Raw genomic sequence first — 22,830 nt, forward strand, 5'->3', positions numbered from 1 at the left:
CCGCTCGATTGGTGCTCTCGTCACAGCCAGGTGCGCACGCCTCCGTGGCCGGAGCACGTACCGGAGCGGTGCTGGCTGTAGCTGTAGCTGCCGTCCTTGCAGAGCGCGGTCGCTCCGGACGGGTTGTCGCTGGGGCGGTGGACGCAGTTGCCGGAGGAGTTCACGTAGTAGTCGGCGCCGCACTCGGCCGGCTTCGGCGCGGCCTGCGCGGTGGTCTTCGGCGCTGCCTTGGGCTTGGCGGCTGTCGTCTTCGGCGCGACGGCCTGCGCCTGGGTCGGCGTAGTGGTGACCACCGGCGCATCGGACGTGGGTGGTGCGGTCGTGACCGGAACGGAATACGTGGGCATCGAATACGTCGACGTCGGAGCATCGAGGACTCCGACGTTCCCGGCGTCCTTCGGCGACACAGCGCCGACGCCACAGCCCGCGACCAGCAGGCCCGCGGCCAGGACCAACCCCAGTTTCTTGCTCACGAAGACTCCTTAGCCATGCCAATCAATGCCGCGAAGTCGCTCGCCCCGGAAGGTTTGTTACGCCGCCTAGACTCGGCGCATGTCCTGGTTGCGGCGATGGGCACCCGAGCTCGCGGTCACCGTCGCGGTGCTCGCCGGTTCGCTGTTCACCGTCCTGAACGACGGCGCCAAGCCCGCCCACCACGCGGCGCTCGGCTGGGTCCTCACCGTTCTCGGCTGCGCCGCGGTCTTCTTCCGGCGGAAGTACCCGCTGGGCGTCGCCGCGTTAACGCTCGTTAGCTGCGCCCTCTACTACCCGCTCACCGATCCCGACGGCCTCGTCCTGCTGGCCTTCGCCTACACGCTCTACAACGCCGCCGCGGCCGGGCGGATCCGCGGGGCCGCGCTGCTCGTCGTCGCCGCGATGGCGGGCGTCGCCGCCGGGGAGATCAGCTCGCGCAGCGGACGGCACGTCGACAACTTCGCCTTCTTCCTGATGACCGGCTGGTTCGTCGCGCTCGTCGCCGGGGGTGCGGTCGCGCACTACCGCGCAGAAGCCGAGCGCACCAAGGAGGCCGAGGCCCGGACCCGCGCGACCGACGAGCGGCTGCGCATCGCCCGCGAGCTGCACGACGTCCTCGGCCACCACCTCGCGCTGATCAACGTCCAGGCCGGCGCCGCGCTGCACCGCCGCGACCCCGCGCAGGCCGAGGAAGCCCTCGGCACCATCAAGGACGCCAGCAAGACCGCGCTCCAGGAGCTGCGCGCGACGCTTGGCATGCTCCGCCAGGCCGAACCGAGCCTTTCGCGGGTGGCAGAGCTGGCCGAGTCGGTCGGCGCGTCCGGGCTGACCGTGCGCACCGAGATCGACGGCGTCGCCCGGGACCTGCCGCCGGACGTCGAGCACGCCGCGTTCCGCGTCGTGCAGGAGGCGCTGACGAACGTCGCGAAGCACGCCGGGGCGAAGACCGTCGTCGTCCGGCTCGGCTACGGCGCCGACGCGCTGTCCGTGCAGGTCGACGACGACGGAAGCGGTGGCGACGCCCCGCCGGGCACCGGGATCCGCGGCATGGCGGAGCGTACGCGGGCGCTCGGCGGCGAACTGACCGCGGCACCGCGTGAGGGCGGCGGTTACCGCGTGCGCGCCCGGCTGCCGGTGCGATGATGACCCGATGATCCGGGTCCTGCTCGTCGACGACCAGCGGCTGGTCCGCGCCGGCTTCCGGTCCATTTTGGACGGCGAGGCGGACATCGACGTCGTCGCGGAAGCCGCCGACGGCCGCGAAGCCCTGCAGGCCGCGCACGACCACCGTCCGGACGTCGTGCTGATGGACATCCGGATGCCGGTGCTCGACGGTCTCGCCGCCACGCGGCACCTGCTCGAAGACCCCTCGCTGAACGAAACGAAGGTCGTCATCCTCACGACGTTCGACCTCGACGAAGACGTCTACGGCGCCCTGCGCGCGGGTGCGAGCGGGTTCCTGGTCAAGGACACCGAGCCCGAAGAGCTGATCCACGCCGTGCGCGTGGTCGCCCGCGGCGACGCGCTGCTCGCGCCGTCGATCACCCGGCGGTTGATCTCGGAGTTCGCCGCGCGCGTCACGCGCCCCTCTCCCGCTCCGGCACTGGACCGGCTCACGGACCGCGAGCGCGAGGTGCTTTCCCTGGTCGCGGCCGGCTTGTCGAACGACGAGATCGCGCGCGAGCTCACGCTCAGCCCGGCGACGGCGAAGACGCACGTCAGCCGCATCATGACGAAGACCGGCACGCACGACCGCGCGCAGCTCGTCGTCCTCGCCTACGAGTCCGGCGCGGTGACGCCGCGGTGGCTCACCCCCTAGCCGTACTCCCCCGGGGGTACGGGAAACGCCTTAAGGGACACCGCCGGGAGCAGGGCAAGTGTCCTCCGCTGCGCGACGCGCAGTAGTGTCCCGCCGGCGAATCCTTGTGCCCCATGGACACCATCACTCGCCCCACTGGGGGAAGGCTGGCCCGCCTGGCCGGCTGGGCGCAGCACCACCGGTGGCTCGCCGTCGCACTCTGGGCGCTGGTCCTCATCGGCGTCACGTTCACCTCCCGTCTCACCGGCAGCGCGTTCCACGACGACAACTCGCTGCCCGGCACCGAGTCGCAGCAGGTCGTCGACCTCCTGAAGAACACCGCGCAGTCCGGAGCGACCGCGCAGATCGTGTTCAAGGAGGACAACGGGCTCGCGACACAGCGCGCCGCGGTCGAAAACACTCTGGGAAATGTCCGATTGCAGCCGCACGTGCGGTCGGTGACCGGGCCGTTCGAGACACTGTCGTCGGACGGCCGGATCGGCTACGCGACCGTCACCTTCGACGTGCCCTCGACCGATCTCCCGTACGACGACATCGTGAAGTTCGCCGACACCGCGAAGCAAGCCGGGCCGGTGACCGTCGCGCTCGCCGGCGATCCGATCGAGCGGATCTCCGAAGGCGGCGGGCCCGCGGAAGGCGTCGGGCTGCTCGCCGCGCTCGTCATCCTCGTGTTCCTGTTCCGCTCACTGCTCGCGGCCGGGCTGCCGGTGCTCACCGCGGTGTTCGCCGTCGGCAGCACGCTCGGCGTGATCACGGTCGTCTCGCACTTCGTCGACATCGCGAGCTACACCTCACCGCTGATGATGCTGGTCGGGTTCGGGGTGGGCGTCGACTATGCGCTGCTGATCTTCTCCCGCTACCGAAGCGAGATCCTGGCCGGGTACGACCGCGACGCCGCCGCCCGCCGGGCGCTCGACACGGCCGGACGCTCGGTGTTGTTCGCCGGGACGACGGTGATCATCGCGCTGCTCGGCCTCCTCGCACTCGGGCTCGGCGGGCTGCGCGGGGTGGCGCTGGCCGTCGCGCTCACCGTATTGATGACGATGCTCGCGTCGGTGACGCTCCTGCCGGCGCTGCTGTCGCTGTTCGGCAAGCGGCTCGAACGCGGCATCCGCCGGCACGCCGCGCGGCGTGACCACGGCAAAGCATGGCGACGGCTCGCCGACGGCGTCCAGCGTCGTCCGGTGGCTCCGCTCGCGATCGGCCTCGCACTGCTTGTCGGGCTTTCCATCCCCGCCGCGGGCATGCGGCTAGGGTTCGCCGACGCGAGCACCGACCCGGCGGGCTCGACGACGCGGCAGGCGTACGACCTGCTGGCCGAGGGCTTCGGGCCGGGCTTCAGCGGTCCGCTCGCGATCGTCACCCAAGACGGCGACCCCGTCGCGCTGCAGCAGAAGTTGGCTACGACGCCCGGAGTCGCGCACGTGTTAACGCCGGTTAACCAGACCGTCCTCCTGTTCCCGACGACGTCACCCCAGGACGTGGCGACGGCAGAGCTGGTGACTCGCCTGCGTACCGACGTCCTGCCTACGCTGCCCGGGCACTACCTGGTCGGCGGGTCGGTCGCCGCCGCGACGGACTTCGCCGACGCCGTCGCCGACCGGCTGCCGCTGTTCGTGCTGGTCGTCGTCGGGCTGTCCGCGCTACTGCTGATGGTCGTCTTCCGGTCGATCCTCATCCCGCTCAAGGCGGCGCTGCTGAACCTGCTGAGCATCGGCGCTTCGCTGGGTGTCATGACGCTGGTGTTCGGCGACGGCTGGTTCGGCGCGCAACCCGGCCCGATCGAGGCGTTCGTGCCGGTGATGATCTTCGCGATCGTGTTCGGGCTGTCGATGGACTACGAGGTGTTCCTGGTGTCGCGGATGCACGAGGAGTGGCGGCGCACCGGCGACGCGCGGCTCGCGGTGCGCGAAGGACTCGCCTCGACCGGCGGCGTGATCACCGCGGCCGGCGCGATCATGGTGCTGGTGTTCGGCGCGTTCCTGCTCGACCCGTCGCGGATGCTCGCGCAGTTCGGCCTCGGCCTGGCGGTCGCGGTGCTGCTGGACGCGCTGGTTATCCGCTGTTTACTCGTCCCGGCGATCATGCGGCTGCTCGGGGAACGCGCGTGGTGGCTGCCGCGGTGGCTGGACCGCCGGCTGCCGCACGTCGCGCTGGAGCCCTAACTCCCCCAGCCGGTCGGCGTCTCGGACAGCCGGAAGTCCAGGCTTCCGCCGTGCAGGAACGAGGCGTCGACCTTCCAGTCGCGCTGCGGCCTGCCGTTCCGGCGGACGTCGGCCACGTACTTCCCGCTCCCCGACGTCGTGATCCGGATCGGCGCGCCGCCCGCCGGCCGGATCACGGCGGCCGGGAACAGCGGGCTCGACAGCAGCAGCTCGCCCGAGCCCGGCGTCCGCGGGTAGATCCCGAGGGCCGCGAAGACGTACCAGGCGGACATCGTGCCGAGGTCGTCGTTGCCGGGCAGCCCGGACGGTCCGGTCGTGTAGACGGAGTTCACCAGCTGCCGCACGGTCTCCTGCGTCTTCCACGGCTGCCCGAGCTCGTTGTACAGCCACGGCGCGTGGATGTCGGGCTCGTTGGTCGGGTCGTACTTGAGCGGGCCGCCGCCCTTGAGCTGCCAGTTCCCGTTGGCGTCGTGGAAGAAGCCGTCGAGCCGCGTGACGGCGTTCGCCTTGCCGCCCATGGCGTCCGCGAGTCCGGAGACGTCCTGCGGGACCATCCAGGTGTAGGCGGCAGCGCTGCCCTGCGCGAAGCCGCGGTCGCTCGCCGGGTCGAACGGCGTCACCCAGCTGCCGTCGACGTTGCGGGCCTGCGCGTACCCGGTCTCTTTGTTGAACACATTCAGCCAGTAAGCACCCCGGGCGTGCAGCTCCGCAGCTTCGCGAGTGCGGCCGAGTTGTTCTGCGAAATGTCCGATTGCAGAGTCGGCGACCGCGTCTTCCAGTGTCTCGGCGGCACCTCCCCAGCAGTGGCAGACGTCGTTGGGCGCGTAGTGGGACGACAGGTACTGCGCGAGGTTGGGCCGCTGGCCGACGCACTGGCCAGGACAGCCGCCGTCCTGCAGGCCCTCCGGACGCGGAACTGTCGCCTGCTTGTACAGCGAATCGAACGCGCTGCGGTAGTCGAAGTTGCGGACGCCCATGGCGTAAAAGGTTGCGATCGTCGCTGCCGAAGGGTCGCCGGTCATGACGTGCGTCGCGCCGTTGACGTGCACCCAGCGATCCCAGACGCCGTCGTTCTGCTTCGCGTAGTTGTACAGCGACTGCGCGAAGTTCCCGGCGACGCGCGGTTCGAGCAGGGCCAAGAGCTGGATCTGCGCGCGGTACTGGTCCCAGCCGGAGAAGTTGGAGTACTGCGCGTCCTGGCCGCGTTCGACGCGGTGGGTTTTGCGGTCCATCCCCAGGTACTGGCCGTCGACGTCGCTGACGAGGTTGGGTTGCTGCAGGCTGTGGTAGAGCGCGGTGGTGAAGACGATCCGCTGGTTGGCCGTGCCGCCCTGGACGTCGACCCGGCTCAGTTCGGCGTTCCAGGCTTTCTTGGTCTTGTCCGCGATGCTGTCCACGGTGGACTTCACCGGCTGTTCGGCCCGGAGGTTGCGTTCCGCGCCTTCGAGCGAGACGTAGGAGATCGCGATCCGCATGGTCACCTTGCTGCCGGGCGCGAAGGTGACGTAACCGCCGGAGCCGCGTCCGGCCCGGTCCTTCCCGGTGGCGTAACCCTCACCGCCGGTCTGGTCGGTGCCGCCCGGCTGCAGGGTCGCGTCCTTCCACGTCCCGGTCCCGACGAAGGGCTGGTCGAACTGCGCGGTGAAGTACAGCCGGTAGTAGGACTTGCGGTTGTTGACGCCGCCGTTCGCGCGGCGGCCGCAGAACGCGCCGGTGAGGACGGAGCCGGTGACCTTGCGGTTCGCCGCGTCGAGGTGGGTCTCGGCGTCTTCGCTGCCGTTGAGCGAGTTCGACGTGCGGAAGAGCAGGCTGGCGGGCTTGCCCGCGGGGTACTGCAGAGTGCCGATCGCGGTGCGTTCGGTGGCTGCGACGTCCGTGGTGACGCCGTTCTGCAGGCCGAGACGGTACCGTCCCGTCGTGACCGCTTCGTCGGCGTGACCGAAGTTACTCGCGTAGATCGCGTCGGTGGTGTCGGCGGTCGGCGAGGAGGTGACGTCGTCGGCGAACGGCAGGATCGGCACGTCACCGGCGGCACCGGGGTTGCAACCGGCGCCGTTAACGTGCGTTAACGCGAAGCCGCGGATCCGGGTGGCGTCGTACTGGTAGCCGTTGGCAGCACCGGTGCTGGTCTGGTCGCCGCGCGTGCTGGTGGGGCTCCAGGCGAGCATCCCGAACGGCGCGGTGGCCCCGGGATAGGTGTTGCCGTCCCCGGCGGAGCCGATCAGCGGGTCGACGTAGTCGGCGGCGCTGAGGTCAGCGGCGCCCGACATCGTTGTCAACGTCGAGGCGAGCAGGGCGGCGGCCAGTGCCACCGTGACAGGACGGCGCATGGGCGGAGATTAACCCGCAATCCGTGGCTTTTGGGCGAACGGAAGCGGACAAACAGACGGACACGACGAAGGCGCCAACCAGGAGACCACGGCGTCGCGCTCCTCGGCGACACCTTCGAAAAATCACTGAAAGTGACGCACCTGCTGCGGTGAATGACCGGATGAGCGGCAGACAACATCGATTGCAAGCAGGTGAATGGAAGGGGCGACATCCAGGACGAGCGGGAGGGAAGACCTGATGATCGAAGATCCGATGAAACAACTCCGGCAGCGGGCGCACGTGGCCATCGAATCGACAGCGGACCTCGCCGGCCGAGTCGAGCGACTTGCAGGCAAGGAAGCCGACAAGCGAGCCAAGGAGGAAAAAGGGGAAATACCTCGGAAGCCTTCGCTGATCCCACTTGCGCCCGCCGCTCACCGACACGGCATGGCGACCACACCATGGGAACTACTCCACACGCTCGGGCGGGCGACCGTACTCGCTGGGCAGAACCCTTCTCGCGGCATTTCCCAGCACTGGAACTACCTCCGGTACCTGACGACGCTACAGAGCAACCACCACGGTCGCATGGAGCTCTCCGCCAATGGAAAGCACCCGCGCTACCACCGTAAATCGGTTCAGGCTCAGGATCTTGGAACGGCGTTCGCGCTCCGTGCGGCTCGTGAGGTACTGAGTCGGACAGCTCCCGGTCACCACTTCGAAGTCGTCGACGCCGAAGTCGCCCTCGAAGCAGGCTGGGCACTGCGTGGCAAGGAGTCGAAGGGTTCTCATCACACTCGAACCCGGCCCGGCTACTTCATCGTCGGCAGGAAAGCCAACGGACCGCTCCGCCTGGTCATCGTCGAGTGCCGCGGCACGCACGGCCGAGCGAACATGCAGCTCGAACAACTAGCGCGAGCTGCCGAACGCGTGCATGCGGTAGCACTCGACGGCGGTCCGGCACCAAGTTTGCTCATGTCGACAACTTTGGCTGCAGAAGGCGGGATCGCCATCGGTGTGCTCGATCCACCTGGCGACGGCATCCTGCAAGGTGCGGGCGCTCCAGTGCCCGACCTGACTGGGCCAGTCGAGCAGCTGAACGCATTCCCGCAGATCCCACAGCCCACGAACGATGGTAAGCCCGGCATCCGGTCGGGGTTCAACATCCCCGCTGCCGACTACGAATGGTTCTCCCGCGTTCTGGTGCGCACTGCAGCGGCCGGGGTTCTCGCCTTCGTCGGAGACCGCGAGAGCGCCGGGCATTACCTGACCGCGCGACAGCAGTCACGTCTGGGAGACGACTACTCCCAGCACGCAACGAACGCCGAATGCGACGTCCACGTCTCCCTCGGCGGCACGGAACTGGTCGGCACCGATCACGTCTTCCGGTTCGATCGTCGCCGGGTCGAAGTGTTCTCAGGTGTGCCCAAGGTTCTTCACACCCTTCTCGCGCGGGACAAGGACCTGAGTTCCTACCTGGAGGAGACTCCGCGCGCGTTCAAACAATGGACCGATCGCTCTGCCGAGGTGGAGAGCGACTGGGGCGGGGTGGTGTCGATGGGCGCAGACGGCACCGTGATGGGGCTGCGCTGGCTGAATGAAGGACGGCAAGAACTCAAGTCCACGCAGTAGTGACATGACGGAGGCCGCCACCAGGGACTCCCGGTGACGGCCTCCGGCGTCAGCCCTTACTCGTAGATCTCGCCCTTGGCGGCCTTCTCCACGAGCGAAGCCGGCGGCTCGAAGTGGTCGCCGTACCGGGCGGCCAGCTCGCGCGACCGGTCGACGAAGCCCTGCAGGCCACCCTCGTACTGGTTGATGTACTGGATGACACCGCCGGTCCACGCCGGGAAGCCGATGCCGAAGATCGAGCCGATGTTGGCGTCCGCCACCGACGTCAGCACGCCTTCGTCGAAGCACTTCACCGTCTCGAGCGCCTCGGCGAACAGCATCCGCTCCTTGAGGTCCTCGAACGGGACCTCGGCGGAGCCGGACTTGAAGGCGTCACGCAGGCCCGGCCAGAGACCGGCGCGCTTCCCCTCGTCGTCATAGGAATAGAAGCCCGCGCCCGTCGAGCGGCCCTTGCGGTCGAACTCGTCGACCATCCGGTCGATGACGCCTTCCGACGCGTGCGCCTTCCAGGTGCCGCCGGCGGCCTCGACGGCCTCCTTCGTCTCCTTGCGGATCTTGCGCGGCAGCGTCAGCGTCAGCTCGTCCATCAGCTGCAGCGGCGGCGCCGGGTAGCCGGCCTGCGAACCCGCCTGCTCGATCGACGCCGGCTCGACGCCCTCGCCCAGCGCGGCGACGGCCTCGTTGATGAACGTGCCGATGACGCGCGAGGTGAAGAAGCCGCGGCTGTCGTTGACGACGATCGGGGTCTTCTTGATCTGCAGCGTGTAGTCGAAGACCTTCGCCAGCGTCGCCGGGGACGTCTTCTCGCCGCAGATGATCTCGACCAGCGGCATCTTGTCCACCGGCGAGAAGAAGTGGATCCCGATGAAGTCCTCGGTCCGCTGCACGCCCTCGGCGAGGGTGGTGATCGGCAGCGTCGAGGTGTTGGAGCCGAGCACCGCGTCGGCGTTGACGACGCTTTCGATCTCGCCGAACACCTTGTGCTTCAGCTCGACGCTCTCGAACACGGCCTCGATGACGAAGTCGACGCCCGCGAAGTCGGCCGGGTCACCGGTCGGCTTGATCTTCGCCAGCAGCGCGTCCGACTTCTCCTGCGTGGTCTTGCCGCGCGAAAGGGCCTTCTGCTCCAGCTTCTCCGCGTAGCCCTTGCCCTTCTCGGCCGCCTCGAGCGAGACGTCCTTGAGGACGACGTCGATGCCGGCCTTCGCGGACACGTACGCGATCGCGGCACCCATCATCCCGGCGCCGAGCACGCCGACCTTCTTGGCCGTGTACTTCTCGAAACCGTCCGGCCGCGAGCCGCCGGAGTTGATGGTCTGCAGGTCGAAGAAGAACGCCTTCGTCATGTTCTTCGAGACCTGGCCGGTGGCGAGGCTGATGAAGTAGCGCGTCTCGATCAGGATCGCGGTGTCGAAGTCGACCTGCGCGCCTTCGATCGCGGCGGCCAGGATCGCCCGCGGCGCCGGCATGTTCGCGCCCTTGATCTGCTTGCGCAGGTTCGCCGGGAACGCCGGGAGGTTGGCCGCGAAGCTCGGGTTCGACGGCGTGCCGCCCGGGATCTTGTAGCCCTTGACGTCCCACGGTTGGACGCCGCCCTCGGGGTTCGCCTTGATCCACGCCTTCGCGGCGGGGACGAGCTCCTCGACCGTGCCGACCAGCTCGTGCACCAGGCCGAGCTCGAGCGCCTTGGCCGGGCGGTGCCGCTGCCCCTGCAGGAGGACGTTCAGCAGCGCGCTCTGGATGCCCAGCAATCGGACAGTGCGGACAACACCGCCGCCGCCGGGCAGCAGGCCCAGCGTCACCTCGGGCAGGCCGATCTGGCTGCCCTTGACGTCGGCGGCGATGCGATGGTGCGTCGCCAGCGCGATCTCGAGGCCACCGCCCAGCGCGGCGCCGTTGATGGCCGCGACGACCGGCTTGCCGAGCTGCTCGATCCGCCGCATCTGGCCCTTCATCAGGCCGGACGACTCGGTGAACTCGACCGCGTTCTCGGGCTTCGCCTGGATGAGGTCGTTCAGGTCGCCGCCGGCGAAGAAGGTCTTCTTGGCGGACGTGATGACGACGCCGGTGATGGAGTCCTTCTCGGCCTCCAGGCGGTCCACGGTCACGCCGAGCGACTCGCGGAAGTCGGCGTTCATCGTGTTCGCCGACTGCTTGGGGTCGTCGAGGGTCAGCGTGACGATCCCGTCGGAGTCCTGCTCCCAGCGGATGGTCTTGCTCTCAGCCATTAGTGTCCTCACACCCGCTCGATGATGGTGGCGACGCCCATGCCGCCGCCGATGCACAGGGTCACCAGGGCGCGGCGCGCCTGGCGGCGTTCGAGCTCGTCGACCACGGTGCCGACCAGCATCGCGCCGGTGGCGCCGAGCGGGTGGCCCATGGCGATCGCGCCGCCGTTGACGTTGACCTTCTCCTCGTCGAGGTGCAGGTCCTTGATCCACTTGAGCACGACGGACGCGAACGCCTCGTTGAGCTCCCACAGGTCGATGTCCTCGGGCTTGAGGCCCGCGGTCTTGAGGACCTTCTCGGTGGCCGGGGTCGGGCCGGTGAGCATGATCGTCGGCTCGGAGCCGATCGACGCGGTCGCCACGATCCGGGCGCGCGGCGTCAGCCCGAAGGTCTTGCCGATCTGCTCGGAGCCGACGAGCACCAGCGCGGCGCCGTCGACGATGCCGGAGGAGTTGCCGCCGGTGTGGACGTGGTTGATCTTCTCGACCGAGTGGTACTTCTGCAGCGCGACGGCGTCGAAGCCGCCCAGCTCGCCAATGCCCGCGAAGGCCGGCTTGAGCTTGCCGAGGCCCTCGACGGTGGAGCCGGGACGGCGGTGTTCGTCGTGGTCGAGGACCGTGACGCCGTTGATGTCCTTGACCGGGACGACGGACTTGGCGAAGTAGCCGCCGGACCAGGCCGCCTCGGCGCGGTCCTGCGAGCGGACGGCCCAGCGGTCGACGTCCTCGCGGGAGAAGCCCTCGATGGTCGCGATCAGGTCGGCGCCGGTGCCCTGCGGGACGATGTAGTTGTCGTACGCGGTGGCCGGGTCCATGAACAGCGCGCCGCCGTCGGAGCCCATCGGCACGCGCGACATCGACTCGACACCGCCGGCGATGACCAGGTTGTCCCAGCCGGAGCGGACCTTCTGCGCGGCGGTGTTGGTGGCCTCCAGGCCGGAGGCGCAGAAGCGGTTGAGCTGCACGCCCGCGACGGTCTCGGGCAGGCCGGCGTTCAATGCGGCGGTGCGCGCGATGACCGCGCCCTGCTCGCCGACCGGCGAGACGACGCCGAGCACGACATCGTCGATCACGGCGGGGTCGAGGTTCGGGTGGCGGACCTTGAGCTCTTCGATCAGGCCGACCACCAGGTCGACCGGCTTGGTGCCGTGCAGGGCACCGCCCTTGTTCTTGCCGCGAGGCGTGCGGATCGCCTCGTAGATGTAGGCCTCGCTACTCACAGAACAACTCCTCGCGAGCGGGTGGGACGTCTTCGTACCGTGGCCGATGATACCGGCCAGTAGTGCTAATGGCCATTAACATATCGCCGGATAACCCCATGGTGTCAATGGGTTGCAGGTGTGCCGTTAGCCGCTATCGTTCTTTCACCATGACCGACTCCGTACGCAGCGTGCGCCCCCGCGACCGCAAGGCCCAGCTGGCCGCGGTGGCGGCGGAGCTGTTCCGCGCGCGCGGCTTCCCCGGGGTCGGCATCAAGGACATAGCGGACGCAGCGGGCGTCACGGGGCCGGCGTTGTACCGGCACTTCGCGGACAAGCAGGCGATCCTGGCGTACGTGGTCTTGAGCGGCTTCGAGGACCTGGAGGCGGCGACGGCTTCGGCGCTATCGGACTCGATTCCTGCGTCCGACCAGCTGGAATCCCTCCTCGGCCGGCTCGCGACGCAGGCGGTCGAACGCCGTGAGATCGCGGCATTGTGGCGCTGGGAGGGGCGTCACCTGCCGAAGGAGGACCAGCGGGAGATCGCCCGCCGTTCGACGCTGGCGCTGGCGGCGTGGTCGAAAGCGCTGCTCGTCCAACGACCGGAGCTATCCGCCGAGGACGCCGAGTTGCTCTGCTGGGCGGCACTGTCGGTGTTCGGCAGCGTGTCGGTCCACCACACCACCGTGGCCCGCCGCCGCTTCGCTCAGTTACTGGTCGAACTGGCCCTCGGTGTGCTCAACGCCACACTCCCGACGCCCGCGACGGCGCCTCCCGACACGCCGTCCTTGCGCTTGGGCACGCCGTCCCGCCGAGAGCAGGTCCTGGCGGAGGCAACAGCCCTGTTCGCCCAGCGCGGCTTCCACGACGTGAGCATGGAGGACATCGGAGCGGCTGCGGGCATCGCGGGCCCGAGCGTATACCGCCACTTCCCGAGCAAGGCGGCCCTGATGGTGGCGATCGGCCACCGAGCGGCCGACCGCCTGGCCCTCGCGGCCGAGCGGGCATTGCAGGCCACCGACGAACGCGCGGCACTGCACAGGCTGGCGGCGTCGTACGTGCACACGATTCTGCACACGCCGGAACTGCTGGTGTCATTTTCCGCCGACCGCGTGACGATGCCGGACCGCGACAAGGCGGACCTATTGCGCGTGCAACGGGATTACGTGGCCCAGTGGGTGACGCTGCTATCGGCGGTCCGCCCTGAGCTGCCCGCAAGGGAAGCGAAGATCACGGTCCACGCGGCCCTGACGATCGCGAACGACCTGGCCCGCACCCGACGCCTGGCGGCGCGGCCGAATTTCGAAGCCGAGCTGACGACACTGCTGCAGACCGTGCTCGGCGTGACCCGAACGGCCTAAGGCGTGCGTCCCTGTTGCAAGCGCGGGGAATGCGGGACAATACCAAGTGGGCCGACGGGGTCCGCTCTCCCTGCGGAAGGGGAAAAGCGCGATGCAGGCAGCACGTGCCGGCGTGGAACAAGGAATCGAATCGGAACTTGTCGACCTCGGCGGCGTTTCGCTCGCCAGACTGCGCACGCTGGACGGCGGCGAAATGCGCAAAGCATTGCGACATGCGGTGGAACGCGTTTCTCATATTCCGGTGACAGCCAGTGGCAGCCAAGGCGCGAAACGAGTCGATTGACCATGGAGTCGGTCGAACCCGACTACTCCGGCGCGGAGCTGAGTCGCCACCAGCTGCTGTGGCCGGACTTCGACGCGATCGCCCGCGGCGATGCCGGCGCCGATCCTCTGCGCAGACTTCGCGCAGCCGAACGCAGCCGGAGGCTGCTCCTGATCCGGAGCTTGGTCGAGGTCGCGACGAAGTCCGAAGACCTCTACCGTCCCTTGCCCTCCCCCGAAACGGCGTGGGAACTGCTGGCCAGGGTCGAACGAGCAGCCCCGCAAGCACTCGAAGCCATACTCGCCCATCCGTACACCGGAACGTGGGTCGGCTACACGACGCGGCTTTACCGTCAGGACGTCACCGGCGTCTGCCCGTTCTGGGTACACGCCGGGCACGTGCACTGCTTGGCGGCCGCAGCCGCTGTCCGCGCCAAGATCCACTTCGAAACCGAATTGCCGGTCTGGCGCGGGAAAGTGGCCCTGCCGACGCTCGGAATGGCGCACCTGCCTGCCGAAGCACCGTTCACTGTCGCCGAGATCCGAGGGGGCCCCGGGGGCGTGGAAATCCGCGCTCGGAACTCGCGAGTCCGGCTACCGGCCCGCCCCTCCACCGATGCACCGGGTTGGCTCGGTCTCCGGGAAGCTGTGTCGTGGTCGGGGGATCAGCGGCTCGCCGTCCGGCTGGACGACCTCGATCCCTATCGCGGACTGTACGAACCGATCGCACCGGAGAGACTGAACCCGACGGAGCTCGAATCGTGGCGAACGGTGCTCGACAAGGCTTGGCAGCTGCTCACCGAGCGAATGCCCGAGCTCGCCGAGGCTCTCCCGGTCGGGCTTGATTCGCTGGTCCCCGCGCCCGCTGTTCCTTTCCGACAACCCAGCGCATCGACCGGCGAGGCGTTCGGCAGCGCGATCGTGGCTTACGGCGACGATCCCGCCACACTCGCGGCCGCGCTCGTGCACGAATTCCAGCACATCCGGCTGGGCGGCCTGCTCCACCTGGTACAGCTGAGCCGCGACGACCGCAGGGAGCGGTTGTACGCACCGTGGCGCGACGACCCTCGTCCCCTCGGGGGCGTCCTGCACGGTATCTACGCCTTTTTCGGCGTGACCGCGTTCTGGCGGGCCTGCGCCGCGGCCGATCCCGCGGACGAGCTCGCTGCGTTCGAATTCGCACTGTGGCGCGGACAGGTCTGGCGCACGCTGGCCGCGGTTCGTGTTGACGAAAGCCTCACCGCGGCGGGCCGCCGGTTCCTGGAGTGCGTCGCCGCGAAACTCCAGCCGTGGCAAGACGAAACAGTCGCGTCCGGTCCAAGCACGTGGGCACGTTTCGCCGCCCAAGACCACTATGCGGTTTGGCGGATCAGGCACCTGCGACCCGACCCCGGCACGGTCGCCGAACTGACGGCGGCCTGGAGAGCCGGGCTCTCGCGACCGCGACTCTTCGGCGTGGGCATGCCGGAACCGCGAGTGCCGACGCCTGTGCCGGACGGAGAGTGGCAAGACTCCCGTACGGATCTGATCCGGCTCCGGCTCGGCCCGGACGGCGCCGCCCGCGCCTTCGCGCATGGTTCCTCGGTCCCCGGAGCGACCGAGGCCGACCTGCACTTCGTCGCCGGACGGCCATTGGAAGCGGCAGCCGGCTACCGTCGCACACTGGCCGCGGACCCGGACGACCCGGCGGCGCTGGCAGGCTTGGGTCTTGCCCTCTCGGCCCACAGCACGGGGCCGGCGGCACGAGCGTTGCTGCACCGCCCGGAACTGGTCCGGGCGGTGCACCGCCGTCTACTGCTCGACGAGCCGGAACCCACTCCGTCCGTCGAAGCGATCGCCGGCTGGCTCGGCCGGTTCACCCATTGACCGGCTCGAACCTGACACCAGCGACTACAACGGCATCGGGTCGATGTCGCAGTCGGCCCGGACGCCGCGTGTTGCCGATTCCGTGCCGGGGTGGTTCTCCCCGAGCACGAAGCGATATCGCTTGACCACGTCTTCGAACAGAACGTCCGCCTCGACAGCTTCGCCGATGGCCCGCAGGTCCAACGAACGGTTGAGCTGCACGGCGAGCGTGGTGGGGTGATCATCGCCCAGAACGCGCCGTGACCGGTCCAGCAGATCGGCATCCAGCTCCGCGGCCTCCGCCACCCGATCGAGGGCGAACAGATCGCTCGCCACGTCGATCCCACACACGATCGTGTGCGGGTGGTCTTCGCCGAGCTTGTCCCGAAACTGCTCCAGCGACCGTTCGTCGATCACGCGGGCGTTTGCCGGGTCGCCGCTGAGCCGGAGGGTCACGCCGAGGTCGAGTGCCGCGGACAGTGTGTGCGGGTGGCTCTCCCCGAGATTCTGGCGGTAGAGGTCGAAGACCTCTTCGCCGAGATTCTTGGCTTCGGTGAACTTACGCGCGTGCCGGAGGTCGATGGAATGACCCAGCGCACAAGCCATCGCGTTCGGGTGGTTGTTCCCGTAGCGCATGCGGAACCTGCGCAGTGCGTCCCTCGACAGCTCGAGTGCGGCATCGTGGTCACCGTCCTTGCGGCAGGCCACTGATTGGTAGTAGCGGCGGCGGAGCGTGCCGACACTGTCGCCACCGTACAGCTGCTCGGCGCGTTCGGCGATGCGTTCCATCTCGATCCGCGCCCATGGGTAATGCCCGAGCTCACGGCGCGCGAGCACGAACAACACCTGCGTACCGATCGTGTTGTCATTGTCGAACCCGAGAATTTGACTACGCCTGCTGTAGGTTTCCTCGGCAAGCTCGCGAGCTTTTGTGTACTCGCCGGTCAGGAGCAGGGCAACGATGAACTCGTGTGCGGCTCCCAGAGTGATCGGATCGTCGTTGCCGAGCAGGCTGCTGGCCCGTTCGTAGATCTCACCGTTGCGTCGTCGTGCTTCCGAGAAATCCCCACGTGCCTTCAGGATGACCGCGTAGGTGAGCTGAGCTTTCAGCGTTTCTTCGCTGTCCGCGCCCACAGCTTCGGTGTATCGAGCAAGTGTCGCCTTCGCAACTTCAGCCGCTTTGTCGTAGCGACCGACGACCCAGTAGTAGAAGGCCAGCCGCTCGGACGCGCCAAGCTCCAGCAGAGGCGGGTTCTCAATAAGCTCCTCGCCCCGTGCTTCCCGCTGCTCTCGATCCGTCGCCCAGGCATTGACCGCCCGCTCGGCGAGGGCGAGCGCGCCCTGGTGGTCACCCCAGTGATAGAGAAACGCGAACAGGTTGACCACCAGCTGACGCACCCAAGGCTCGGTGCACTCGGTCAGCTCCGCGTCGTAGATGTGCGGCAGGATCTCCTGATAACGCGGCCAGTGCTGCGGCGACGGGGGATTCCTCGGGTCCAGGTTCGCCAGCAGCTGGTGCGCGCCGTGGCGCATTTCCAGCCGGTGCTGCTCGCTCATGCGGTTTCGCAGTACGAGCTGCACCAATCGGTGCAGCAACAGAGTGTCACTACGGTGGTCGATCTTCGCCAGGCCGTAGCGGTTGATGTCACGAATGGCGCGACCCAGCCGCATCGGATCGCTCAACGCGGCATCGAGCTCGGACGCGACCGAAATCCCGCGCCCCCCGACGAAAAGGCTTCTCGAGATCGGTTCGGGTGCGAAGAACGCACAAACCTGCAAAAGCTGGTGAGCGGCGGGACTCCGCGAACTCAACTCGTCAAAGGAGACGTTCCACGCCGCGGCGACGGACACTTCGTAGTCGCTCGGTGCCGACGTGTCGAGGATTTCGGTGACTTTTTCGTCGAACAGCCGGAGGTATTCCTGGGCCGTCATACCGGTCTCGGCCAGCCAAGCCGCCGCCTGCTCGATGGCCAGCGGCAGATCTCCGAGCTTGTCGGCGATCAGGTCGGCGTCGGCGTCGACCAGCCCCGAGCGGCGCATACCGAGCAGGTTCTTGCTTTCCTCGCGCTGGAAGACGGCCACCTCGAGCGGCCGCGCGATCCCGGCCCAGCCGGGATTGCGCGAAGTGACGAGGATTTGCCCCGGACCGTCGACCGGGAAGAACGGGCGGACCATCTCGGGATCTTCAGCGGAGTCGAAAACCAGCAACCACCGCCGGTACGGCCGGCCGAGCCGCAACGCCTCGCGGACCGCGGGTACGGCGGTGATGGCTTCGTCCGCGCCTGGCAGCCGCAGGTGCTGGGCGAGTTCGGTGAGCGACTTCCGGATCTGCGTGGACTGGGTGGCTTGGATCCACCAGACGATGTCGTAGTCCTGCAGGTGCCGGTAGATGTATTCGACCGCCATCTGCGTCTTGCCGATACCGCCCATTCCGTGCAATGCCGCAGGCAGGACCGCCGTCGTTCCCGCACCGAGCCGTTCGCCCAATTGATCGAGCAGTTCACGCCTTCCGGTGAAATTCGGATTCTTGGGCGGAACTGTGCCCCAAACGGGTGGTGCTTCGTCGCCGGACCGGCGTTCGCTCCGGGTCGTCGAGTCGGCGATCTCCCGGAGGATCCTCGTCCGTACCGTCGATGGTGTGTCGCCCGCCGACGACGAATTGCCCCCGGTCTCGGTATCGGGATGGACGTCGGCTACAGGTTCGCTCGAGGAACCCGACGGCTTGAGTTCCTGCGACATCGTCTCGCTCACCGCCGGGATGGTAGTGGGTCGGTAGCCGGGCTGACCAACCCCTAGCCTACTCCCGTGGACACCGGAGTGCGCCAGTTCTTCCGGCTGACCAATGCCCGCGAGCCGGCTCTCCAATCTGTCGGCTCTTGACAAATACGGACCGGACAACGCGCGCATCAAGTCACGTTCCAACGCTATCTCCGCCGGCGTCGCGGCGGGAAGAACGGGATCCGGTGTGGCGTCCGGAGCGGCCAGTGCCGCCTGCAGCCGCACGAGCACCGGTTTACGGTCGCCGAACCGCCTCGATGCGCTGATCACGGCGTGCGCCGTGTCCGACCGACGGGCGCCCCGCAGCAGCAATTGCCGCACGTGACCGGCGAACTCCCATTGTGCGCGGTCCCACGGGGTTCCGTCCCGGGCCCGTTCGAGCAGCCCGCTGGTGAAGACCTCGGCGAGGTGGTCCGGCCCGGAACCCGGGACGAGTTCGGCTTGCAACATCCTGGCGACACCCACGTCCACGGGCACCGCGGCCAACAGCGTTGCGAGCCGGAACGCCGACGGCGAAGCAGAACTGTGGAAGTGTTTCACCTTTTCGCGTGCGGACCGTTCGATCGCCGGTTCGGCGTCGATGTCGGCCGGCCGTGGCTCGTCGCGAGCCAGCACGACGGGCGCCTTCTTCGCAGTGCCGCCCACTCCGGTCACCAGAGAGGCCCACCAGCCGAGCCAGCGATCGTGCAGTTCCAGCACCGGCACAGGCACCGCGCCTGCGGTGACCTCCTCCGCTTCGGCCGGGTTCAGCAACGGGTCGGCCGCACGCACGTCGTAGGTCCCGTTGGGCCGCAGCGGGCCCGGCGCGGTCAGCACCGTCTGGTGGATTTCCATCCCGCCCCGCGCCCAGAGGCGCTGGGGCAGCAGGTGCACGATCGCGACCGGCATGGACCGGCCCCACCTGGCGAGCATCGGTGAGATCAGATCCCGGTGCCATGCGTCGCTCACACCATCGGTGATCAGCAGCAGCACGCTGCGGCCCGCCTTGCCGATCAATTCCCCGGCGCCCCTCGCCGGGGCGTCGGCGGTCCCACCGCGCAGGGTCGGGCCGAGCACCGCACCGCCTTCGGAGGGTCCGGTCTTGCCGGTCTCCAGCAGCCGGACGCGAACGGTTCGGAAGGCACCGAGCCGTTCGGCCAGCCGGACGAACGCGTTGACCGTCGGTGTCCAGAGCGCCATCGACGGCGTCGAATCCACGACGAGCGTCAGGTCCAGCCACCGGCCACGCTGCGGGCGGGTGACCGGCAGCCAGATCCCGGTTTGGGCCGCCTCCTCCGCAGTACGGTCGACGTCGAGTTCCACGTCGGCAGGGCTCTTCGAGACCACCTTCCGCTTGAAAGGACGCAGCGCGCGGACGAGTTCGGCCGCGCCCGGCAGGATCGGGGCGGCCGACTCCCCGGCGAGGTCCGCGTCCGGCCGGTCGCGTTCCGGATCGAGTGTGAGCAGGCCGCCGCTTCCGGCGGTCTGCTCGGTGAACGCGGGGCGATCCGCCACCGGCGGATCGGGGTGGGTTCCGTCCCCGGCGGTCTCCCTGTCGGGCGGAGGTTCGCGGGCGTCTGGCGGGACGGGCTCCGGGCCTTCTCCCCGGTCCGCCGGATACTCCGGCGTTCGAGTGCCCGGACGCTTCGGCGATTCGGGCGGGCGGGAAGCCGGATCCGCGGTTCCACCGATGGCCGCCATGAGCCACAAACCGTCGCCGAACTCGGTCCACGTCAGGTCGTGGTCGCCCGCGGTGGGATCCGGCCGCTCCGGCATGTCACGGCACCTGCTGGTTGAGCTGTCGCCAAAGAGCATCGACGAGACGCGACCACGATTCGTCTTCGGGCCGATAGGCGCCCGAAGTGGCCAGGAAGATCGCGTCGAGCAGTTTGTCCGCGGGCAAGCCGCCGACGGCGGCACTGCGCGTCACGAAGTCCTCGATCAGCCCGGCCTGATCGCTCGCCGGATCCAGCGCGTGTGCCGCGACCATCGCCGCGAGCTGGTCGGCGTCCGGCTCCCGGGTTTCCAAGCGCAAGCACCGCCGGAGGAACGCGGGCGGGAACTCTCGTTCGCCGTTGCTGGTGATGACGACGATGGGGAAGGCCGAACACCGAACCCGCCCGTGGTCGATTCCGGCGGTGTACCCGGGATCCGCGGTGAACACTTCGGCCGACGTCGAACGGCGGGCATCCCGCGCCAGCTCGGGGATCACGAATTCACCGTCTTCGAACAACCCCAGCAGATCGTGCGGCAGATCCGACTCCGACTTGTCCAGCTCGTCGACCAGGAGCACGCGCGGCAGCCGCCGCGGCAGAAAGGCCGTGCCCAGTTCGCCCAGCCGGACGAACTCGCCGATCGGGATCTCGGTGGGCGCTTCCGCGCCGGTATCGGCGCGGGCGAGCTCCTTCCGGGCCGCGGTGGCTTGTACGCGGCCGATCGCGTCGTAGTCGTACAGCCCCGACTTGAACGTGGTCTGCGAAGTGATGGCCCAGCGCAGTACCCGGCCCAGCCCCAGTTCGCGGGAAATGCGGTAGGCGAGGCTCGACTTGCCGCTTCCCGGCCGGCCGGTCACCAGCAACGGCCGCCGCAGGTAGAGCGCGGCGTTGACCATGTCGACCTCGTGCTGGTCGACGTCGCGGGCGGAGTAGCTGAGCTCGGTGCCGAGCTTGCGTTCGGCTTCGCCGTCGTCGGGCGGGACCGCGTCCCGCTCCGGGAGCGTGGCTCCTCGAAACGTCCGCCACGGCGGCGGACCGGGCAGCCGGTCGGCCAGCCGGACGTCGTGAAGCGGCCGCCCGGTACCGCGGTAAATCCACCAATCGGGTGGACTGTCCGGATGCCGTGACCCGCCGATCCGGCTGTCAGGAAGCTCGGTCACGCTCGGCACCTCCTTCGGGGTGCCCGATGACCCCGGTTTCGCCCAGGGGAAGCAACCGGTTGGGGTCGTCCCATAGCACCACCAGGTCCGTGAGTGCGCCGCCATCGCTCGACGACGGCGGATCGCGAAGTACGTCCAGCCGAGACTCCCTTGCGAGCGCGGGCAAATCCCCCAATCCGCCACTGCTTTCGGCTAGCCAGGCTACCACTTCACGAACGGCTTCCGAAGGGGCTGTGGGGTGCCAGACGATGACCGGTACTCCCGCGCGCAATGCCGGCAAAAGCTCGTCCTGGCTCGAAGTCGCGCTGACCGGCGGCGATTCCGTCAACACTGTCATCCCCCATTGCTCATTGCTCAATATCGCTTCGAGCCGAAGTCGATCGTCGCGGTCACCGGAACGACAGAAATACACCCGTTCGATCGAAGGGTCGCCAATCCACGACTCCCACCGCTGCCGCCAGACGCGGTGCCAGCGCGGGGAGCTCATCCGTTCCAGCGATCGCACGACCGTCGGGTAGCTGAGGTACAGCGGCTTGGGTGAGCCGGAGGCGCGCTCGGTCGCCCAGGAATGCACCGGCAGGTTCAACAGCGCACGTGGCAAGACGAATTCGAGCACGACGTCGGATGCCACCTCGGACCACGCGCGTTCGGATTCGGCGACCAGCTCGTCGACGTGCCCCTCGAGCCGGCTCTCGCGAACGAGCGTCGTCGTTCCCCTGACGGGCGGCCAGTCTTCGGGGTCGTCCTGCCGCCAGCAGGACACCTCGTACAGGTCGTCCTCGATGGGATCCGGCCGTACGACGATCAGGAGGTAGAGCCTCGACGGCGCCGGCCGCGCCGCGGCCAGTTCCTCCCGCAGCAGCTCCAGCGCGTCCCCCAGGCGAAGCCGCCGGACCTGTCCGTCAGCCCACGCGCGCAGTTCCCCGGCGAGGCGGTCTTCGCATTCCGCGGCGATCAGTTCGACGAAGATCAGCAGGGGCGGGAGTTCGCCGGGACCCGCGTTGAAGTCGGCGAGCCCGGAGAACGCGGCCGCCGCGTCTTCGTAGCACGGTGGCGGCGAAACGTACCTGGCCGCACGGCGTACGGCCAGGCCGAGACCCGGCGGCGCGAAACCCGCCAGCCGGTCGCGCAGCTTCTCCTGCTCGGATTCCGGGACGACCTCGTGCATCCGGACCGAGGACACGAGAGTGCGCACCTCGGCGCACTCCTTGCTGCCGGGTCGGAGGAATTCGATCACGCCTGCCAGCACATTCAGGCCCTCGACGATGCGGCAGCACGCGGAAACGATTTCGATCAGCTGGTCACGTCCGGTCAGCTGGTCCGAAAAGGTGAACGGATGATCCAATGCCTCGCGCAGTTCGCTCACCATGAGCGTGCGGATGGATTTGTCGTCGGCGAAGCCGGCCACCACGAGCACGTCCACCACTGCCTTGCGGACCGCGATACCCGGGCCGGGCTGCCCCTGCCTCGCCACCACCTGAAGTACCACCTCCCACCCCCGAGAAGCGCACCGAAGATCATGAGTTTACCTGTTCGGCGTAGTCACAAAAGGGCAAAAAGGTGACACGGTCAGCGAACTTCGACTTTGTGTGCCCGAACCACGCCACCGGGCACCTGCACGGTCACGATTGCGACCCGGTCGAGGCACGTCTGCCGCTCGTCGCGGCAATCGGAGTTGCCGCCGGGAACGCTGCCGAGGCGCCCGCGACACGAGGACGGTTCAGGGGTGACATCGGGCCGAGCGGGATCGGGATATCTCCGCAACGCTCGGAGAGGTAACCTTGCCTGCACGGCACTCCGCACAGGAGCCTGCACGGGCACTCTACGACGTCACCTGCTACTTTTCACCCCTCCAGACCGGCTCCACTGAGAGGGGACGTCGCGATGCGATCGCCGGGCAGCAA

General features: G+C 68.4%; 14 protein-coding genes. 7 read left to right on the top strand and 7 right to left on the bottom strand.

Features of this window, described 5'->3' with window-relative positions; translation table 11 throughout:
• Positions 1-20: 20 nt before the first annotated feature.
• Positions 21-473, bottom strand: coding sequence for a DUF3761 domain-containing protein (locus QSK39_RS04115; RefSeq protein ID WP_285476322.1), 453 nt, complete (start codon positions 471-473; stop codon positions 21-23).
• Positions 474-552: 79 nt separating this feature from the next.
• Between QSK39_RS04115 and QSK39_RS04120 the strand changes: the two genes are divergently transcribed.
• From QSK39_RS04120 to QSK39_RS04130, 3 genes are all read left to right on the top strand, one after another.
• Positions 553-1,617 carry a sensor histidine kinase gene (locus tag QSK39_RS04120; RefSeq protein WP_285476323.1) on the top strand — a complete coding sequence of 355 codons (1,065 nt, stop codon included), beginning with the start codon at positions 553-555 and terminating at the stop codon, positions 1,615-1,617.
• A 7-nt stretch (positions 1,618-1,624) separates the two neighbouring features.
• Positions 1,625-2,293 carry a response regulator gene (locus tag QSK39_RS04125; RefSeq protein ID WP_285476324.1) on the top strand — a complete coding sequence of 223 codons (669 nt, stop codon included), beginning with the start codon at positions 1,625-1,627 and terminating at the stop codon, positions 2,291-2,293.
• A 113-nt stretch (positions 2,294-2,406) separates the two neighbouring features.
• A complete protein-coding gene (locus QSK39_RS04130; protein ID WP_285476325.1) occupies positions 2,407-4,458 on the top strand; it encodes an MMPL family transporter in 2,052 nt (683 codons plus the stop codon).
• On the opposite strand, the gene QSK39_RS04135 is transcribed toward QSK39_RS04130, so the two are convergent.
• The gene (locus tag QSK39_RS04135) at positions 4,455-6,788 is read right to left on the bottom strand and encodes a GH92 family glycosyl hydrolase (protein WP_285476326.1); all 2,334 of its coding nucleotides are present in this window, start codon (positions 6,786-6,788) and stop codon (positions 4,455-4,457) included. The genes QSK39_RS04130 and QSK39_RS04135 overlap by 4 nt on opposite strands.
• A gap of 238 nt (positions 6,789-7,026) precedes the next feature.
• On the opposite strand from QSK39_RS04135, the gene QSK39_RS04140 reads away from it, so the two are divergent.
• Complete coding sequence (locus tag QSK39_RS04140) at positions 7,027-8,400, top strand: hypothetical protein (RefSeq protein ID WP_285476327.1); 1,374 nt, start codon at positions 7,027-7,029, stop codon at positions 8,398-8,400.
• Positions 8,401-8,456: 56 nt separating this feature from the next.
• Here the strand turns inward: QSK39_RS04140 and QSK39_RS04145 are convergent, their stop codons facing one another.
• Positions 8,457-10,628, bottom strand: coding sequence for a 3-hydroxyacyl-CoA dehydrogenase NAD-binding domain-containing protein (locus QSK39_RS04145; RefSeq protein ID WP_285476328.1), 2,172 nt, complete (start codon positions 10,626-10,628; stop codon positions 8,457-8,459).
• Between the two features lie 8 nt (positions 10,629-10,636).
• Positions 10,637-11,848 carry an acetyl-CoA C-acetyltransferase gene (locus tag QSK39_RS04150; protein WP_285476329.1) on the bottom strand — a complete coding sequence of 404 codons (1,212 nt, stop codon included), beginning with the start codon at positions 11,846-11,848 and terminating at the stop codon, positions 10,637-10,639.
• Positions 11,849-11,997: 149 nt separating this feature from the next.
• Here QSK39_RS04150 and QSK39_RS04155 point away from each other — a divergent pair, with 149 nt between their 5' ends.
• The 3 genes from QSK39_RS04155 (at position 11,998) to QSK39_RS04165 (ending at position 15,315) form a co-directional block, all read left to right on the top strand.
• Entirely contained in the window at positions 11,998-13,188 is a 1,191-nt protein-coding gene (locus QSK39_RS04155; protein WP_285476330.1) for a TetR/AcrR family transcriptional regulator, read from the top strand.
• A 91-nt stretch (positions 13,189-13,279) separates the two neighbouring features.
• Positions 13,280-13,471, top strand: a complete 192-nt coding sequence (locus tag QSK39_RS04160; protein WP_285476331.1) for a hypothetical protein — start codon at positions 13,280-13,282, stop codon at positions 13,469-13,471.
• Positions 13,472-13,473: 2 nt separating this feature from the next.
• Positions 13,474-15,315, top strand: a complete 1,842-nt coding sequence (locus tag QSK39_RS04165; RefSeq protein ID WP_285476332.1) for an HEXXH motif domain-containing protein — start codon at positions 13,474-13,476, stop codon at positions 15,313-15,315.
• Positions 15,316-15,339: 24 nt separating this feature from the next.
• Here the strand turns inward: QSK39_RS04165 and fxsT are convergent, their stop codons facing one another.
• Genes fxsT through QSK39_RS04180 form a run of 3 tightly spaced genes read right to left on the bottom strand, consistent with a single transcriptional unit; the run spans position 15,340 to position 22,349 of the window.
• Complete coding sequence (gene fxsT / locus QSK39_RS04170; RefSeq protein WP_285476333.1) at positions 15,340-19,827, bottom strand: FxSxx-COOH system tetratricopeptide repeat protein; 4,488 nt, start codon at positions 19,825-19,827, stop codon at positions 15,340-15,342.
• Between the two features lies 1 nt (position 19,828).
• Positions 19,829-20,926: an AAA family ATPase gene (locus QSK39_RS04175; protein WP_285476334.1), complete on the bottom strand. Its 1,098-nt coding sequence runs from the start codon at positions 20,924-20,926 to the stop codon at positions 19,829-19,831.
• Positions 20,910-22,349 carry a VMAP-C domain-containing protein gene (locus QSK39_RS04180; RefSeq protein WP_285476335.1) on the bottom strand — a complete coding sequence of 480 codons (1,440 nt, stop codon included), beginning with the start codon at positions 22,347-22,349 and terminating at the stop codon, positions 20,910-20,912. The genes QSK39_RS04175 and QSK39_RS04180 overlap by 17 nt, the downstream gene beginning before the upstream one ends.
• Positions 22,350-22,830: the final 481 nt, after the last annotated feature.

The sequence above is a fragment of the Amycolatopsis sp. NBRC 101858 genome (assembly GCF_030269325.1).
Classification (GTDB): Bacteria; Actinomycetota; Actinomycetes; order Mycobacteriales; family Pseudonocardiaceae; genus Amycolatopsis; species Amycolatopsis ponsaeliensis.